Source organism: Weizmannia sp. CD-2023, assembly GCF_036225245.1.
Taxonomy (GTDB): domain Bacteria; phylum Bacillota; class Bacilli; order Bacillales; family Bacillaceae_C; genus Weizmannia; species Weizmannia faecalis.
This window is the reverse complement of the sequence record NZ_JARTJQ010000038.1, coordinates 1-15,963: the sequence shown is the minus strand read 5'-3', so window position 1 is coordinate 15,963 and position 15,963 is coordinate 1. Positions and strand designations below refer to the sequence as shown.

15 protein-coding genes and 1 pseudogene are annotated in these 15,963 nt (G+C 47.6%); 5 read left to right on the top strand and 11 right to left on the bottom strand.

All coding sequences use genetic code 11. From position 1 onward, the window contains the following. The 4 genes and pseudogenes from P9687_RS05525 to miaA form a co-directional block, all read right to left on the bottom strand. A pseudogene (locus tag P9687_RS05525) lies at positions 1-410 on the bottom strand (GTPase HflX); the annotation flags it as partial. A gap of 282 nt (positions 411-692) precedes the next feature. Beyond that, positions 693-1,634, bottom strand: a complete 942-nt coding sequence (spoVK, locus tag P9687_RS05520; protein WP_035188524.1) for a stage V sporulation protein K — start codon at positions 1,632-1,634, stop codon at positions 693-695. 269 nt (positions 1,635-1,903) lie between these two features. Beyond that, positions 1,904-2,134, bottom strand: coding sequence for an RNA chaperone Hfq (gene hfq, locus P9687_RS05515; protein ID WP_013859183.1), 231 nt, complete (start codon positions 2,132-2,134; stop codon positions 1,904-1,906). A 174-nt stretch (positions 2,135-2,308) separates the two neighbouring features. Further along, positions 2,309-3,262, bottom strand: coding sequence for a tRNA (adenosine(37)-N6)-dimethylallyltransferase MiaA (miaA, locus tag P9687_RS05510; protein WP_026104631.1), 954 nt, complete (start codon positions 3,260-3,262; stop codon positions 2,309-2,311). Between the two features lie 259 nt (positions 3,263-3,521). Between miaA and P9687_RS05505 the strand changes: the two genes are divergently transcribed. The 5 genes from P9687_RS05505 to P9687_RS05485 all read left to right on the top strand — a co-directional run bounded on the left by P9687_RS05505 (position 3,522) and on the right by P9687_RS05485 (position 5,330). Next, positions 3,522-3,704 carry a hypothetical protein gene (locus tag P9687_RS05505; RefSeq protein WP_014098483.1) on the top strand — a complete coding sequence of 61 codons (183 nt, stop codon included), beginning with the start codon at positions 3,522-3,524 and terminating at the stop codon, positions 3,702-3,704. A gap of 89 nt (positions 3,705-3,793) precedes the next feature. Further along, positions 3,794-4,003 carry an aspartyl-phosphate phosphatase Spo0E family protein gene (locus tag P9687_RS05500; RefSeq protein WP_014098484.1) on the top strand — a complete coding sequence of 70 codons (210 nt, stop codon included), beginning with the start codon at positions 3,794-3,796 and terminating at the stop codon, positions 4,001-4,003. Further along, positions 3,996-4,289, top strand: coding sequence for a hypothetical protein (locus tag P9687_RS05495; RefSeq protein ID WP_035188521.1), 294 nt, complete (start codon positions 3,996-3,998; stop codon positions 4,287-4,289). The genes P9687_RS05500 and P9687_RS05495 overlap by 8 nt, the downstream gene beginning before the upstream one ends. An 80-nt stretch (positions 4,290-4,369) precedes the next feature. Then, the gene (locus P9687_RS05490) at positions 4,370-4,816 is read left to right on the top strand and encodes a hypothetical protein (RefSeq protein WP_014098485.1); all 447 of its coding nucleotides are present in this window, start codon (positions 4,370-4,372) and stop codon (positions 4,814-4,816) included. 247 nt (positions 4,817-5,063) lie between these two features. Beyond that, positions 5,064-5,330 (top strand): excalibur calcium-binding domain-containing protein, encoded by a 267-nt coding sequence (locus P9687_RS05485; RefSeq protein WP_017551563.1) that lies wholly within the window; start codon positions 5,064-5,066, stop codon positions 5,328-5,330. Between the two features lie 272 nt (positions 5,331-5,602). Here the strand turns inward: P9687_RS05485 and mutL are convergent, their stop codons facing one another. The 7 genes from mutL to P9687_RS05450 all read right to left on the bottom strand — a co-directional run. Then, on the bottom strand, positions 5,603-7,519 hold the full coding sequence (gene mutL, locus P9687_RS05480; protein WP_035188518.1) for a DNA mismatch repair endonuclease MutL: 1,917 nt from the start codon (positions 7,517-7,519) through the stop codon (positions 5,603-5,605). 15 nt (positions 7,520-7,534) lie between these two features. Then, positions 7,535-10,162, bottom strand: a complete 2,628-nt coding sequence (gene mutS, locus P9687_RS05475) for a DNA mismatch repair protein MutS (protein ID WP_052123270.1) — start codon at positions 10,160-10,162, stop codon at positions 7,535-7,537. A gap of 259 nt (positions 10,163-10,421) precedes the next feature. Further along, positions 10,422-10,961 (bottom strand): outer spore coat protein CotE, encoded by a 540-nt coding sequence (locus P9687_RS05470; RefSeq protein ID WP_014098490.1) that lies wholly within the window; start codon positions 10,959-10,961, stop codon positions 10,422-10,424. A 189-nt stretch (positions 10,962-11,150) separates the two neighbouring features. Continuing rightward, positions 11,151-11,579 carry a RicAFT regulatory complex protein RicA family protein gene (locus tag P9687_RS05465; protein ID WP_014098491.1) on the bottom strand — a complete coding sequence of 143 codons (429 nt, stop codon included), beginning with the start codon at positions 11,577-11,579 and terminating at the stop codon, positions 11,151-11,153. After that, on the bottom strand, positions 11,579-13,126 hold the full coding sequence (gene miaB, locus P9687_RS05460) for a tRNA (N6-isopentenyl adenosine(37)-C2)-methylthiotransferase MiaB (RefSeq protein ID WP_026683679.1): 1,548 nt from the start codon (positions 13,124-13,126) through the stop codon (positions 11,579-11,581). The genes P9687_RS05465 and miaB overlap by 1 nt, the downstream gene beginning before the upstream one ends. Before the next feature lie 342 nt (positions 13,127-13,468). Beyond that, positions 13,469-14,842 carry a putrescine aminotransferase gene (locus tag P9687_RS05455; protein WP_014098493.1) on the bottom strand — a complete coding sequence of 458 codons (1,374 nt, stop codon included), beginning with the start codon at positions 14,840-14,842 and terminating at the stop codon, positions 13,469-13,471. A 13-nt stretch (positions 14,843-14,855) separates the two neighbouring features. Further along, positions 14,856-15,963: aldehyde dehydrogenase family protein (locus P9687_RS05450; protein ID WP_328228876.1), on the bottom strand; the 1,108-nt coding region annotated here is incomplete at its 5' end.

Below are 15,963 nucleotides of genomic sequence, written 5' to 3'. Positions count from 1 at the left end.
CCAAGACGCGGCAGCAAATACTCAAGCTGCGCCAGTTCCACCTGGAGCTTCCCTTCTTTTGAGCGGGCACGCGTCGCAAAAATATCAAGGATGAGCTGTGTCCTGTCCAGCACGCGGCAATCCACCGCGGCCTGGAGATTGCGGAGCTGGCTCGGCGAAAGTTCCGCGTTAAAAACAATCAGATCAGCTTGCAGTTCTGAAACAAGCGCCTTTAGTTCCGCTACCTTGCCTTTTCCGATATACGTAGCAGCATCTACCCTGTCCCGTTTTTGTACGACTTCAAGCACCGCTTCCCCCTGCGCCGTTTCGACAAGCCGCTCCAGCTCCTCCATTGAATAGGCAAAACGGCTGTGGCTGATGCCGCTCCATTCGCATCCGACAAGAATCGCTCTTTCTTTTTTATTTTCCATTTCATCACCTGTTCCGTCCAGTATACCTGTTATCTTACCAAAAAACGCACAAGTATAACATGTCGAGGCGCTTTTTTTGGGAAACAGGGCATGGCTTCATGCGATATCGCTTTTTTACCGCCGCATTAAAAAAGGCCGGGCGCTGTTATGCCCGGGCTTACCTTTCTTGAAAATGTCTTCCCGGGCTGCTTATTTTCCGTGCGAAACATCTGGCCGAAAAAGCCGGCTTAAGCTTCCCGATGGAAAATAAGCGCCTGCGGAAAACCGCATAGGATGCAGGCGTCAGTCCGGAAAAACAAGGTCACTGCTGCGCAGCGTGACCAGCTCATGGCGGTCATAGCAAGCCTGCATTAACAGCCGCATGGCCTGGGCGCGCACTGATTTTTCAATTACATTCCGCACATACCGGCCGTTTGAAAAACTGGCAGGGGTGCTCGTTGTTTTGACAAAAGCCAGATGATCGCGAAGCTTCCGTTCTGCATCCAAACTGAGCGTATACTCTTTTTCCGTCAGCATCCTTTTCCCGATATCCATGAGTTCCTCTACCGAGTAATCAGGAAAGTTGAACACGATCGGAAACCGGGAATGCAGTCCCGGATTCAGGCTCAGGAAATAATCCATTTCGTTTGAATAGCCGGCCAAAATTAAAATAAATTCGTGTTGTTTGTCTTCCATATGCTTTACAAGCGTATCGATTGCTTCTTTCCCGAAATCTTTCTCGCCGCCGCGGCCGAGAGAGTACGCTTCATCAATAAATAAAATGCCGCCGATCGCTTTTTTAATCAAATCTCTTGTCTTTTGCGCCGTATGGCCGATGTATTCGCCAACCAGATCGGCCCTTTCCGCTTCAATCAAGTGGCCTTTTGACAATACATTCATTTTATGGAACAATTTCCCGATCAATCGGGCGACAGTTGTTTTGCCGGTTCCGGGATTGCCTTTAAACATCATATGAAGGGCCTGCTTTCCCGTTTTTAACCCGGCGGCTTCCCTTTTCTTGTTAATATAGATCCAGGCATAAACTTCTTTAACCATTTTTTTGATTTCTTCCATTCCGACGAGCGTGCCAAGTTCATCTTCAATTTCTTTTAAAATTTCATGTTCTGCTGATAAATCTTTTTTGCCGGTTTCTATTTTCGGCTGGGGAATAACGGCCTCCCTTTGGCCCGCATGGAGGACAATATTGATCTGGCCGTTATTTTTCATACGAATCGGTTGATCCATCACCGCCACCTCGCATTCTACAGACAATATACGCGGATTGGGCCGGGAGTGTGACAAATGCCCACGTACAAAAACTTGTTGTCCGGCATAAGAAAACCGGTTGTTTTTCAAATCCGCACCGGTCGAAAATCAGCACCATCCAAAATGGCGGGGGAAATTGTCGGTTTTTGCGCTTTCCCGAGAAATAATGATCTGTATCAGTTTATGTTTCAGAAGCGGATAACAGTACACATATTTAAAATGCCCGGCAAGCTGCCGGACATTTTGTTTTAATTTTCCTCGAAATTGATTTGAACATTTTTTTGCGGCTGGAACGTTGAAATCGCATGTTTGAAAACGAGTTGCTGTTTGCCGTCTGTTTCAATCAGCACGGTGAAGTTATCAAAGCCTTTTACCTGGCCGCGAAGCTGAAAGCCGTTCATCAAAAAGACTGTGACAACCGTACCGTCTTTCCGCAATTGGTTTAAGTACTGGTCCTGAATATTGATGGCTTTGTTCATTGCGAATCCTCCTCTTTCTCTCTATTTTAACCTACTCATGACTAAAGCCGCGAGATTCCTGCAAACGCCGGTGGATCTCCGGTGATTTTAGCAGGCAGCCCCCGCAGTTTCTGCGGTTCGGTGCCCGGAGCATCTCATGACTGAAGTCACGCGTGTTCCTGGCTATACTCTATATTATAAACTATTCGATTTTAATTGTAGCTTTCCTGCTATGAAAGCGGAAATTTCTTCAAATTTTTTTTCCTTTTCTTCCTCTTTTGTCATGTCAAACCACTCAATTTCCATCTTATTGCGGAACCAGGTAAGCTGTCTTTTGGCAAAACGCCTTGTATTTTGTTTTAAGCGGGAAACAGCCTCGTCAAGGGTCATGCGCCCGTCAAAGTAATCGTAAAGCTCTTTGTAGCCGATCGCCTGGATGGACTGGACACCGCGCAAATTTTTGTCATACAACTTTCTCACTTCCTCGATTAAACCGCGTTCCATCATTTGATCGACCCGTTCGTTAATGCGTTGATACAGCTTCTCCCTCTCCATCACAAGCCCAATGAGCGCCGCACAATAAAGCGGTTCATCCTGTTGCTGTTTCTTGTAGTCTTGCATCGTCCTACCGGAAAAATGGCATACTTCCAACGCCCGGATCACCCTTCTGACATTATGTGGATGAATCTTTGCGGCACTTTCCGGATCGGTTTTTTCCAGTAATTTATAAAGCAGGCCGGGCCCTTCCCGCCTTGCAATCTTTTCAAGTTCCGCGCGGTATGCCGGATCTCCGGCAATGTCCGAAAAACGGTAATCGTATAAGACAGATTGTATGTAAAGCCCTGTGCCGCCGACGATCATGGGCAACTTGCCGCGGGAAGCAATATCGCTTATTTTTTCCCGTACCAGTTGCTGGAATTCAGCAACCGAAAAAGACTCATCCGGATTTTTAATGTCGATCAGGTGATGGGGAATCCCTTCCATTTCAGCCTGCGTAATTTTTGCTGTACCGATATCCATGCCTCTGTATACTTGCATCGAATCGCCGCTGATGATTTCAGCATTGAATTTTTTCGCGAGGCGGATGCTAAGTGCCGTTTTTCCTGATGCTGTCGGGCCGATCAGTACGATCAGTTTTTGTTTTGCCATTCGTACCCTACCTTTTATGCCGGAGATTGCAGCATTCTTTAAATCCCCGGATTTTTCCGTCTCTATCGTACCATAAAACAGCAAACAGAACATCTATACAGTTTCCCTTTTTTCGGGATTTTATTCATCCTTGAAAATTCACTTACGAAAAAATATTTAAAAAAGTGTGTATAGGGCTAAAGTCCTGCTTCACATCCGGTCCATTTATACTATATAATAAGGATAATCATTATGATCTATGTAAGGCAGGTTTTTTCGTATGGTTAAAAATGACGAACGCATCATTTTCATCATTGAATTAGGGCGGCTTTTAGATGAATACCACAAATGCCCGTATGAGGCTGTGAAAAAAAGCATATATGAAGATATCGTTTTGCTCAGGCATGCCATTGACCCTGATTCAAACGATATGCCTGCCAGCTCCGCAAAAAAACCATCTTAAGCACAACCGCCTCCAAAACACGCTCATGCTGCCTTTTCTTCAAAACTGTTTTTCTAATCTTCTTATTTTTCTCCGAAAGGGATGTTTGCATGGAAAAAACGAATCAGTATCTCATACTTGCCTCTGCCCATCTGTCCCGCAATATTTTCATCCTCCGCGAACAATTGATGCAGTGTGCCAAACAAAACGGCATGAACCACCCGGAAACAATCCGCCAAAGCCAATTATTGGACAAACTGATTTATGAATACCAGCTGGTAATGCTCGCACAAAGCAAAGACGGCTCTTTCCATGATTAATTCCTTCCATCCGCCCAATACCTTAAAACAAAGACCAGTCGCTGCTTTTCTGCACGTCGTCGTGATGGTGGCCCGTCAGCCGTTGCATCCTGGAAAAGTGGCCTCCGGCGTGGCGCTTGCAATCGACGAGGAAACAAAAGGACTTGTACGGCCCGTGATTGAAAGCAATCTGCGCCTTGCAAAACAAATGAGATGTCATACCGCATCGAATGCGGCACCAGCGGAAGATGAGAATCAGCCGGCGCATATTTTCAGGTCAGAGATGAATTCCTATGGATTGGATTAAAAATGCAATATATAATGGATGGTGATAGAAATTCACCCCGAAGAAGAAGCTCATCAAAACCATTTGAAAGGAGATTGATAATGGATCAGAAGCTGGAACTTATCCTTAAGAAGCTAAGCTCACTGGAATCGGGTCAAAAAGAGCTGAACCAAAAGTTTGAAGCCTTAGAATCCGGCCAAAAAGAACTGAACAATAAGTTTGAAGTCTTGGAATCGGGCCAAAAAGAGCTGAACAATAAGTTTGAAGTCCTAGAATCGGGTCAAAAAGAAATGAAACAAAGATTGGAAGTTATGGGATCAGGCCAAAAAGAACTGGGACAAATTGTCAGAGCCATACGCGACCGTTCAGAAGAAACAACTGCAACAAAAATTGATGCCCTATCAATGGATGTCCACCATCTCCACGGTGAGATTGCAGGCGTCAAAGAGGAAATCAAAGATCTTCGGAATGGTGTCATTTTTGTAAATAGAAAAGTTGCAGACGCAGAACTCGAAATTAATATGATGAAGCAAAGTAAAAATCAATGACCAAATCGGATAGGTCAAGGAAATTGCCCGTCTGTAAAGTCATTTGCAGATGAAAATCGGATGAATGCATCGAAACCTCAGTCTACTTGATAGATATGTATTCTATATTCTTTAACACGATGGTGTCCAATTGCTCATACCGAAGTTGTTCCGTCCACTACAAGAATTAGGTATATATGGAAGTTATAACATCCTTTTCATTTGTGACTATATAAAATCATTTAAGTGAACTTGGAGGAGAATTATAGTGAGAAAAATCATTTCAGTTGCAGTGGCTTCCGGCCTAATTTTCGGGGTATCATTTGCTACTTCTCATGATGTTGATGCGGCAAAAACAAAGATTTATGCCAACTGTAAAGCCTTGAATAAAGATTACAAAGGCGGTGTTGCAAGAAGTAAAAGCGCAAAAAACAAAGGTGGAAAAACGCATTATAAGCCATACGTTTCAAAAGCCTTGTATGACAACAATAAAGAAAAAGACAGGGACCATGATAATATCGCTTGTGAAAGATAGTAAAGGCCCCCTAGGCTTTTTCTTAGAATCACAATGAATGACAAAAACCAAAAAGAACCAGAACAAAAACTGTACCAACTCCCATATTTCACCCAAAGCACTTATCGTTAACGGGCTGATGGGCCTTTAGTGGAAGATGGTATCGATACGCTAGTAAAAGGTTGAACAATACAACGATCTCAAACATGTTTGAAATGTGGTCAAATTGTGGTCAAACACCCGTTAAAAAGATTGAAACCCCTTGATCATCAAGGGGTTTCGCGATCCGGGAGTTACATGACCCGTTTAAACATTTTTTCGAGTTCGTACACCGAATAATGGATGATGATTGGACGGCCGTGCGGGCATGTAAACGGGTCGGATGCCATTCGGAGCGCATCGAGCAGTGCCTGGATTTCGTCATTGCGCAAATGCCGGTTCGCCTTGATGGACCCTCTGCAGCTCATCATAATCGCCGCTTTTTCACGCAATTTTTTAATATCGACTTTGTTTATAGAAAGGACATGCTCGATCATTTCCTCAATGACCTCTTTTTCCTCATTTTTCGGAAACCATGTCGGATGGGAACGGACAATGAAGCTGTTGTGCCCGAATGGTTCAAGGAAAACGCCGACCTCTTTCAGCGCATCGAGGTTCTCCTGAATTTTAATGGCTTCGTCCGTTGCGTATTCTAAAGTCAGCGGCACAAGCATTTCCTGCACTTCTTTTTTCACTTCGCCGACTTTTTCGCGGAAAAATTCATACTTGACCCGCTCCTGGGCGGCGTGCTGATCAATGATATACAAGCCGTTTTCATTTTGGGCAAAAATATACGTGCCGTGCATCTGGCCGATCGGATACATCGGCGGGATGCGGGATGCCGGCTGCTGTGCCGCGTCCTGCCCTCTTGCCTCTTCAACATCAAATCCATCGCGCGCCGGTTCATGGATTTCATCTGGAAAAACAGAATCCAGATTTTCCCCTGAAAATGCCGGGAAATCTGCGGCCGGCTGTTCCACGCTGAGATGGGGTTCTGCATCCGGGCTTTTATCGTGCTGCCCCATTTCCGTTTCCTCCGGCCGGGGCGATGGGTGCGGCGCAACAGGCGCGGAGAAAGCTTTCGGAGTTTCCGGTTCCGTTTTTCCCGGCAAATGGTCAAGCTGGAACGACACCTGTTCCTGTTTTGGTTTTTCTGCTTGCCGCACCATGCCGGACGGAATCAATTCCTGCTTTTTGAAAGCAGCTTTAATCGCGCCCGTAATCGCCCGGCACAGCTCCTTTTCTTTGCTGAACCGCACTTCAAGCTTGGCCGGGTGAACATTCGCATCGACTAAAACCGGATCCATTTTTAGCGACATCAACACAATCGGGTAGCGGCCGATCGGGAGCAGTGTATGATAACCTTCTAATATGGCCTTTACAAGCGCATAATTTTTGATAAACCGGCCGTTTACCATCGTGGAAATATAATTGCGTGAAGCCCGCGTAATTTCCGGCAAAGCGATAAACCCGTTGATTTCAAAATCAAGTGTTTGACTTTGTACCGGAATCATTTTTTTGGCAATGTTCACGCCGTAAATGGCGGCAAGCACCTGACGCACATCGCCGTTCCCGCTTGTCTGAAGCAGCATCTTTCCGCCGTGGCGGAGGCGGAAAGACACCTCGGGGTGGCTGAGCGCGAGGCGGTTCACCACATCGGTAATATTGCCGAGCTCGGTATGGATCGACTTCATATACTTTAACCGCGCAGGCGTGTTAAAAAATAAATCGGTGACCGTAATTTCCGTTCCTCTCCGGCTCGGCGCCTGTTCGCGGGCCACCCATTTCCCGCCTTCAATGACCGCTTTTGTCCCGGGCCCGTTTCCGGTTGAGGTGACGATTTCAACACGGGAAACAGCAGCAATGCTCGGGAGCGCTTCGCCGCGAAAACCGAGCGAACGAATCCGGAACAGATCATGTTCGTTTTTGATTTTGCTTGTGGCGTGGCGTGAGAAAGCAAGCTCAACATCGTCAGGCTCGATGCCGGTTCCATTATCAATCATACGGATTTTTTCCATACCGGCTTCCCAGACATCAATTTCGATAACTGTGCTTTCCGCGTCGATGGCATTTTCAGCCAGTTCCTTCACGACAGATGCCGGCCGTTCGACCACTTCACCGGCTGCAATCCTGTTAGAAAGCAACTCGTCCAGTTGTGCAATTTTTCCCATCGCGGACAACACCACCTATTTTTTTAATTTTTTCTGAATCTCATAGAGTGCATTCATGGCCGCAAGCGGCGTCATCTCGAGCAAATCGAGTTCCCTAATTTGCTTGAGCACCTTTCTTTCCTTTGCTTCAACCGTTTTCTGACGCGGCGTTTCCGGCTCTTCAAAAAAGGACAGTTGCGCGGGCTCTGTGGCAGTAGCCGCCTCCGGGGGGTTCATCTGCGTTTCGCCGTTATCCTGGTTTTCAAGCGCATGGAGAATTTTTTCGGCGCGGCGAATCACTTGTTCCGGCAGGCCGGCCAGCTTTGCCACATGGATCCCGTAACTTTTATCTGCAGGGCCTTCTTTGATTTTATGGAGGAAAACCACTTTGCCGTTTTGCTCCATGGCGCTGACATGGACGTTTTGCAGCTTGCCCAGTTCAGCAGAAAGCGCCGTCAGCTCATGATAATGGGTGGAAAAAAGCGTTTTGGCCCCGATTTCATCATGGATGTATTCGATCATCGCCTGGGCGAGTGCCATCCCGTCATATGTAGACGTTCCGCGCCCGATTTCATCAAATAAAATCAGGCTTCGTTCCGTTGCGTTTGCAATCGCGTTTTTCGCTTCAAGCATTTCGACCATGAACGTACTCTGGCCGGAAATGAGATCATCGGCTGCGCCAATCCGTGTAAAAATCCTGTCAAAAACCGGCAGCTCCGCCTCGCGTGCCGGCACAAAGCAGCCGATTTGCGCAAGGATTACCGTCAGCGCAATTTGCCGCATATACGTGCTTTTCCCGGACATGTTCGGCCCGGTAATCAGCAGAATCTCTCGGTTTTCATCCATCAGGCAGTCGTTTGGCACATAGCTTTGCGAATCGAGCACTTTTTCCACGACCGGATGGCGCCCTTCCGTAATCTTCAGCACGCCGTCTTCCCGGAATACCGGCTTTGTGTAGTGGCGTTTTTCGCTTACGACGGCAAAGCTTTGCAGCACATCAATCGTGCTGACCGCTTTTGCGAGGCGCTGCAGCCTGGGAATAAATTCTTTTACATGTGCCCGGATTTCCGTAAACAGCTCGTATTCTAGATCGATCATTCTTTCTTCCGCCTGTAAAATAAGCGCTTCTTTTTCTTTCAATTCCGGTGTGATGAACCGCTCGGCGTTCGCCAACGTCTGTTTCCGTTCATACCGGCCTTCTTCGAGCAGGTGGAGGTTCGCCTTCGTCACTTCAATATAGTAGCCGAACACGCGGTTGTATCCGACTTTCAGCGACTTGATTCCGGTCCGCTCGCGCTCGTCGCGTTCGAGGCTTGCAATCCACTGCTTGCCGTTTTTGCTCGCGTCGCGGTAGCGGTCCAGCTCTTCGTTATAGCCGTCGCGGATCATCCCGCCTTCCTTCACGGAAACCGGGGGATTGTCCTCAATCGCGCGTTCGAGCAAATCTGTCAGTTCTTCACACGGGTCAAGAAGCGCCGCCAATTTTTTGCTTTCCGGGCTTTCCAAGCTTTCCATGACCGCCCGGATACCCGGAATTTGCTGTAGCGAGCATTTCAGCTGGATGAGGTCACGTGCATTCACATTGCCAAATGCCACCCGGCCGGCAAGCCTTTCCAGGTCGTATACTTCCTTCAGGCGCTCGCGGATATCCTCCCGCTCAAAGTAATGGTTTAAAAAGGTTTCCACCATTTGAAGCCGTGCTTCTATTTTTTCCTGCTTAAGCAGCGGCCGGCCGATCCACTGTTTTAAAAGCCTGCCGCCCATGGCTGTCATCGTTTCATCGAGCAGCCATAAAAGCGATCCTTTTTTGCCTTGCCCGCGGATCGTCTCAGTCAGTTCGAGATTACGCTTGGAGTAATAATCAATATTTAAAAACCGGCGGACTTCATACATTTCAACCGGCTGCAGATGATCGAGGCTCCTTTTCTGCGTGCGGAATAAATAGTTTAACAGTCTTGCTGCAGCCAGCCGCAAAAGCTCCGGTTCCAACTGGGGCAGAAGCCTTTCAAAGCCTTCCTTTACAGCCGTATCCGTTTCAAACGAAATGGTGATATTTCCTGTATTTTTCATTAGCCGCGCGTATTCATCCGGAAATTCCGGATCTACCACAGCTTCTTTTGCGCCGATCGACGCCAGTTCGTTCAGTACTTCTTCAAACGGGCCTTCCAAAAGACAAGCCCTGCCCTCCCCTGTTGACAAATCTATATAGGCAATCGCGAAATTCCCGTCCGCCGGGGATGCAACAGACGCAATATAGTGGTTTTCTTTTTCCGCGAGCGATTTGCCCTCCATCAAGGTGCCAGGGGTAATCAGCTGGATGACTTCCCGCTTGACAACACCCTTTGCCAGTTTCGGGTCTTCCATCTGTTCACATATCGCCACTTTATAGCCTTTATCAATCAGCTGTTCAATATAAGTGCTGGCGGAATGGTACGGTACCCCGCACATCGGGATTTTCTCGTCGCCGCCGCCGTCCCTGCTCGTTAATGTAATTTCCAGTTCCTGGGACGCTTTAATGGCATCTTCGAAGAACATTTCATAAAAATCGCCGAGACGGAAAAATAAAAAGGCATCCTGATATTCCGCCTTCACTTGCAAATATTGCTGGATCATTGGGGTATACGCAGCCATTCTTACCAAATTCCTTTCCTGCTTTTCAATCATTCTTCAATCCTGTTTATTATAACATATTTGCATGAAGGCCTTCATAAATTGAAATACGGATCATTTTACAAAGCCGGGCCTTGTCTGTTGATTTTCAATGTCTCCTCCAGGGATGCCAGGTTTTTTCTGCCTGTGTCAAAACCCATTACAGGATTTCGCGTGCATTCTAAGCATGCGTTTTGGTGGGGCAAATGGCCGCGCTTTTACCGCCGGATGCCCAGAAAAAAACTAGGAGTGCATGTCTCCTAGTTTGTGGCTTCTATTCTTCTTCACTTCCCACTAAAAAGTCAGGGTTTAATTCTTCAAACTCGTCGCTGCTTTCTTCTTCCCATTCATCGTCATCGCTGCATCCTTCAGGCGAGATGGCAACACAAACCTTTGTTTCTCCGATGACTTCCACGAGAAACTCTCTTTCAACACTGACAATGATTTTATTGCCGTTTGGCGAAATGACCGCTTCAATGCAATTCGGCTGCTGCAGGACGCTTGCGATGACTTCTTTGTCGTCCAGGCAATCCGGATCCCTGTAATGCAATTTAACGGTATCGGTATACTCGACTTTTTCCGTCATGACCGATGTCTTCGTATTGTCATTATGGGAATACCAGATGTTCACATCATAAGAGCCGCGGATTTTAACTTCTTTATCTATTTTCCTGGCTTCGTACTTATGGTTGATAATCCAGCAGCCTAAAATGCTCGAAGGATGCTGCGGCGGGCAAATCGTATGATTGGACTGCGTAAATTTGCGCCCTTTCGCAACGACTGCTTTTGTAATGATTTCTCTATATTCTGCCATTCGAGCGAACCCTCCTCATCTATTTTCAATTCATCCTATGCTTTTACCCAGGCCGGTGTGCCAATTCTTTTTCTCGCCACCTCCGGGTAATCCTAACATATGCCGCGACAATAGGAGGGTGCCCGTACAATGGATTTGCCTTGTGCTGCGCACCAAAAAAACGGTGTGCACAGATGCACACCGTTTTTTTCAGTGGAGGGTGCCGGAAGAATATTTCACCTGGGATCCGGTTTGGCCTTTTAAAAGATCGCCGCCGGTCGATTTGATGATTTCATCCGTGACCGTATTGGAAATGGTATTTGTGACAATCTGGAGCAGGTCGTTTACGTCCACCTGTGACTGCTTGAATTCCTGAACGACCGGGATGCCGTCCAGTTCTTCCTCCAGTTTATCTATTTTGGCTTCTACTTGTTTTAATGCTTCTTTTTTTCCATAATGCTGCAAGTTGACAGCCTGCTTTTGCAAAGCTTTAATATTGGCAATTAAATTGCGGACTCTCTCATTTTCATTGATTTGCGCTTCCGCCCGCTTAAAAAAATCGACCTCTTCCGTTTCCGCAATCATTTTCGCAAGTTCGGCAGCTTTTGCGACGATATCATCTTTTGTAAACTTCTGCATCACGCTTCCACCCCGGCCGGATCAGGCACGGCCACCATTTCCCCGTCCAGTGACCATGTTTTCGCCTTCGTAATTTTTACCTGCACAAGTTTTCCAATTGCTGATTTCGGCCCCTTGAAGTTGACGAGTTTGTTTTTGCGTGTGTAACCGGCTAAAATTTCCGGATTGTTTTTGCTTTCGCCTTCTACAAGCACTTCCACAACCTGGCCTTCGTATTTTTCCATGGCCGCTTTTGAATAGGCATTGACGAGTTCATTCAGGCGCTGCAGCCTTTCCTTTTTCACTTCCATCGGGATATTATCTTTCATTCTGGCTGCCGGCGTGCCTTCGCGCGGGGAATAAATAAACGTATAGGCCGTTTCGAACCCGACTTCTTTATACAGGGACAAGGTTTCTTCAAACTGCTCTTCGGTTTCGTTTGGGAAACCGACAATAATATCGGTAGACAGCGCCACATTCGGAATCGCGGCTTTGATTTTTCTGACGAGTTCCAAATATTGTTCCCGCGTATATTTGCGGCCCATAATTTTTAAAATTTCGCTTGAACCAGACTGGACAGGAAGATGGATATGCTCGACAAGGTTTCCTTTTTTCGCCAGCACTTCGATCAGACGGTCGTCGAAATCGCGCGGATGGCTCGTGGTAAAGCGGATGCGCGGGATGTTGATTTTGCGCAGATCATCCATCAAATCGCCAAGTCCGTATTCAAGGTCATCAAAATCTTTTCCGTAGGCATTGACGTTCTGGCCGAGCAGCGTGATTTCCTTGTAGCCTTTGGCTGCCAGTTCACGCACTTCCTGGATGATGTCTTCCGGACGCCTTGACCGCTCTTTTCCGCGCGTATACGGCACGATACAATACGTGCAGAACTTATCGCATCCGTACATGATGTTTACCCATGCCTTGATGTTGCCTTTGCGCACTTTCGGCAGGCTTTCGATCACGTCGCCTTCTTTGGACCATACTTCCACAACCATTGCCTTGGACATATACGCTTCTTTTAAAATATGCGGCAGGCGGTGAATGTTGTGGGTGCCGAAAACCATATCGACATGCGGGTGTTTTTGCAAAATTTTATTGACGACGGATTCTTCCTGCGACATACAGCCGCAAACCCCGATCAGCATGTCCGGTTTTTCCGTTTTCAACGGTTTCAGGTGGCCGATTTCGCCAAACACTTTATTTTCGGCATTTTCACGGATGGCGCATGTATTTAGCAGAACCACATCCGCATCTTCCACCGTTTCGGTCGGTGTGTAACCAAGCTGCATAAAAATGCCGGCCATCACTTCCGTGTCATGTTCGTTCATTTGGCAGCCGTAAGTCCGGATGTAAAATTTCAATCCGTCGCCCATGCCTTTTAAGTCTTCATCGATTTCGAAGTCTTTAAAATACTGGACTGGTTTCCGGCTCCGTTTTCTTGCTTCTTTTAAATTCGGCGGAATATAAACCGATTGGAAATATTTGCTGTAGTCCTTTTCGGATTTTTTGTCCGCAGGCTCTACAGGGTTCACTTGCTGCTGTTCCAAACGTTGTTTCTCGTTCATGGCAATCCCCTTTCTGTTTGCACCATGCCGCGCTCAATTTGCGGCAACCATATAAAAATCATGCGTATAACCAGTATAAATGGTTTTTTCTCCTATTACAACAAACCCCCGTTCCCGGTATGTGTCAAGTTTTTCACGATTCCCGGAACATCCGGACTTCAAAAGCCGTTTGTTTAACCATTTAACGCGGATTCATTCGCGGTTTGTGCCGGTGTCACATTGGCAAAACACCGGGCTGTGCGCTTTACCGGGAAAAAAGAAGCCGTTACCTTCGTGCCCGGCGCAAAAAGCCCCTTCCTGTTTCAGGCAGAGGCTTTTTGCGTTTCTCTTCCGTTTTACATTTTATGCCTTCACTTGCGATAAAACGTGTTTGAACGTACGGATAACCTGGTCGATTTCTTCATAGCTGATTGTAAGTGCCGGTTCAAAGCGCAAAGTTTTCGAATTAATCAATGTGCCTGCGACAAGCACGCCCCCGTCAAACATGCCTTTTGCCACTTCATAACCGAGTTCATCCGAATGGAATTCTATCCCGATCATTAACCCTTTCCCGCGGACTTCCTGGACAATGTCTTCGTGGCCTTTTGCCGCCTCTTTTAAGCCGTTCAGGAAATAATCCCCGGCAACAGCTGCGCGTTCCGGCAGCTTTTCCTCGATGAGGACACCGATCGTTGCAATTGCCGCAGCACAGGCAAGCGGATTTCCGCCGAAAGTGGTAGTATGCATGAACGGATTCGGGAACCAGCTTTTGAACACTTCTTCTTTCGCGACCACCGCGCCGGCAGGCATCACACCGCCGCCAAAAGCTTTCGCGAGACAGAGAATATCCGGGACGACGCCGTAAAGTTCCGCCGCGAACATTTTTCCGGTACGGCCCATGCCGGTCTGCACTTCATCAAAAATGAGCAGCGCGCCAAACGCATCGCAAAGTTCACGGACTTGTTGCAAGTAGCCCTCCGGCGGGAGAATAATGCCGCCTTCCCCTTGGATCGGCTCCAGCATGACGGCTGCAACATCTTCTCCGACAAGGGCGCATGTTTCAAACGTTTTTCGCATCATGTCAATGTCGCCGTACGGGATATGGCGGAAGCCCGGAACAAGCGGAAGGAATGGTTTGCGGAACATGCCTTTCGCCGTCCCGGACAATGAACCGAGGCTTTTCCCATGAAAAGCACGGGTAGTCGAAATGATGGTTGTCCGGTCGCTGTACATTTTTGCGAGTTTCAATGCCGCTTCCACGCTTTCCGTTCCGCTGTTTGTGAAAAACGCATATTTTAAATCGCCGGGCGTGATATCCGCCAATATTTTTGCAAGCATGGCCCGAAGCGGGTCAAGCAAATCCTGGCTGTGGAGCGCCTGGCGTTTCAGCTGGTCGGTCACAGCTTTTACGACTTTCGGATTACGGTGCCCGACATTGTAGATTCCGAAACCGCCCAGACAGTCGATATATTCTTTGCCGTTTACATCTTTAAAACAGGCGCCGCTGTCGGACCATTCGACTGCCGCAAACTGGCCGCCTTCCGTCACGGTTTTCCGGTATTCCAGAAAGCCCGGATTCACATATTCGCGGAATCCGTCCACCGTTTCCTTCGTAATCCATTCCGCTTCTTCCTGCGTGACTTCCTGTTTTTCAATTAAATTCAGCACTTTATGAATATAACCGAGTACCGCTTGTTCTTCGCTGTTTTTCTTCTCTTGTTTGATATCTATCCCCATTTATGATCTCTCCTTATTTTTCATGTGAAAACCAGCCGGTTGGTTCCACTTGTAAATTGATGTTGATTTGTTTGATTTCCTGAAATTCTTCGAGCCCGAATGTGCCGAGGCTGCGCCCGATTCCGCTTTGCTTATAGCCGCCCCACGGCGCTTCGTTATAAGTAGGATGATAGGAATTGATCCACGTAATGCCGGACCGGATCTTTTTAATGACCCTTAACGCCTTGGCCCCGTCATTGGAGAAAACCGCACCGGCCAGCCCGTATACCGTGTCATTGGCCAATTTTACAGCTTCCGCCTCATCCTTGAATTTTTGAATAACAACGACAGGGCCGAAAATTTCCTCCTGGACAATCCGCATGTTTTGTTTAACATCCACAAACACGGCCGGCCCGACAAAATACCCTTTATCCAGCCCGTTTTCCAATAGGCGGTTGCCGCCAAGCGCTAAGGTGGCGCCTTCCTGCTTGCCGATTTCAATATAAGAAAGCACTTTTTTCATATGTTCTTCGCTGACAAGCGGGCCCATTTCCGTATCCGGATCATCCCCCGGCCCGACTTTAATTTTGGCGGCTCTTTCCACAAAATGGGAGACAAATCTTTCGTACAAGCTTTCTTCAACAAGGATTCTCGAGCCGGCGGAACATACCTGGCCGGCCCCGCTGAAAATGCCGTACAAGGCGTAATCAACGGCCGTTTCAAAATCTGCATCGGCAAAAATAATATTCGGAGATTTCCCGCCGAGTTCAAGGGAAACTTTTTTCAACGTATCGGCCGCCTGCCGCATCAGATGTTTCCCGGTTTTCGTGCCGCCGGTAAAGGAAATCATATCCACTTCCGGATGGGTGACGATCTCCTCGCCTACTACCGGCCCCGCGCCCATGACCATATTGGCGACACCTTTCGGCAAGCCGATTTCTTCAAAGATTTCAAAGAGCTTCATGGCTGTCACCGGCGTCACCTCGGACGGTTTAAAAACGATCGTAGTTCCGGCTGCCAGTGCCGGCGCGATTTTCCAGACGCTCATTAAAAGCGGATAATTCCATGGCACGATAAGGCCGCATACCCCGACGGGTTCCCGGACAACCATTGCCTGCATCGGATCTGCGACATGGTAGGTA

Excerpts from the sequence above, each read along its gene's own strand:
- spoVK (WP_035188524.1), bottom strand. The coding sequence starts at position 1,634 with ATGGATCAACCGATTCGTATGAAAAATAACGGCCAGATCAATATTGTC.
- hfq (WP_013859183.1), bottom strand. The coding sequence starts at position 2,134 with ATGAACAAAGCCATCAATATTCAGGACCAGTACTTAAACCAATTGCGG.
- miaA (WP_026104631.1), bottom strand. The coding sequence starts at position 3,262 with ATGGCAAAACAAAAACTGATCGTACTGATCGGCCCGACAGCATCAGGA.
- P9687_RS05505 (WP_014098483.1), top strand. The coding sequence starts at position 3,522 with ATGGTTAAAAATGACGAACGCATCATTTTCATCATTGAATTAGGGCGG.
- P9687_RS05500 (WP_014098484.1), top strand. The coding sequence starts at position 3,794 with ATGGAAAAAACGAATCAGTATCTCATACTTGCCTCTGCCCATCTGTCC.
- P9687_RS05495 (WP_035188521.1), top strand. The coding sequence starts at position 3,996 with ATGATTAATTCCTTCCATCCGCCCAATACCTTAAAACAAAGACCAGTC.
- P9687_RS05490 (WP_014098485.1), top strand. The coding sequence starts at position 4,370 with ATGGATCAGAAGCTGGAACTTATCCTTAAGAAGCTAAGCTCACTGGAA.
- mutL (WP_035188518.1), bottom strand. The coding sequence starts at position 7,519 with ATGGGAAAAATTGCACAACTGGACGAGTTGCTTTCTAACAGGATTGCA.
- mutS (WP_052123270.1), bottom strand. The coding sequence starts at position 10,162 with ATGATTGAAAAGCAGGAAAGGAATTTGGTAAGAATGGCTGCGTATACC.
- P9687_RS05470 (WP_014098490.1), bottom strand. The coding sequence starts at position 10,961 with ATGGCAGAATATAGAGAAATCATTACAAAAGCAGTCGTTGCGAAAGGG.
- P9687_RS05465 (WP_014098491.1), bottom strand. The coding sequence starts at position 11,579 with ATGCAGAAGTTTACAAAAGATGATATCGTCGCAAAAGCTGCCGAACTT.
- miaB (WP_026683679.1), bottom strand. The coding sequence starts at position 13,126 with ATGAACGAGAAACAACGTTTGGAACAGCAGCAAGTGAACCCTGTAGAG.
- P9687_RS05455 (WP_014098493.1), bottom strand. The coding sequence starts at position 14,842 with ATGGGGATAGATATCAAACAAGAGAAGAAAAACAGCGAAGAACAAGCG.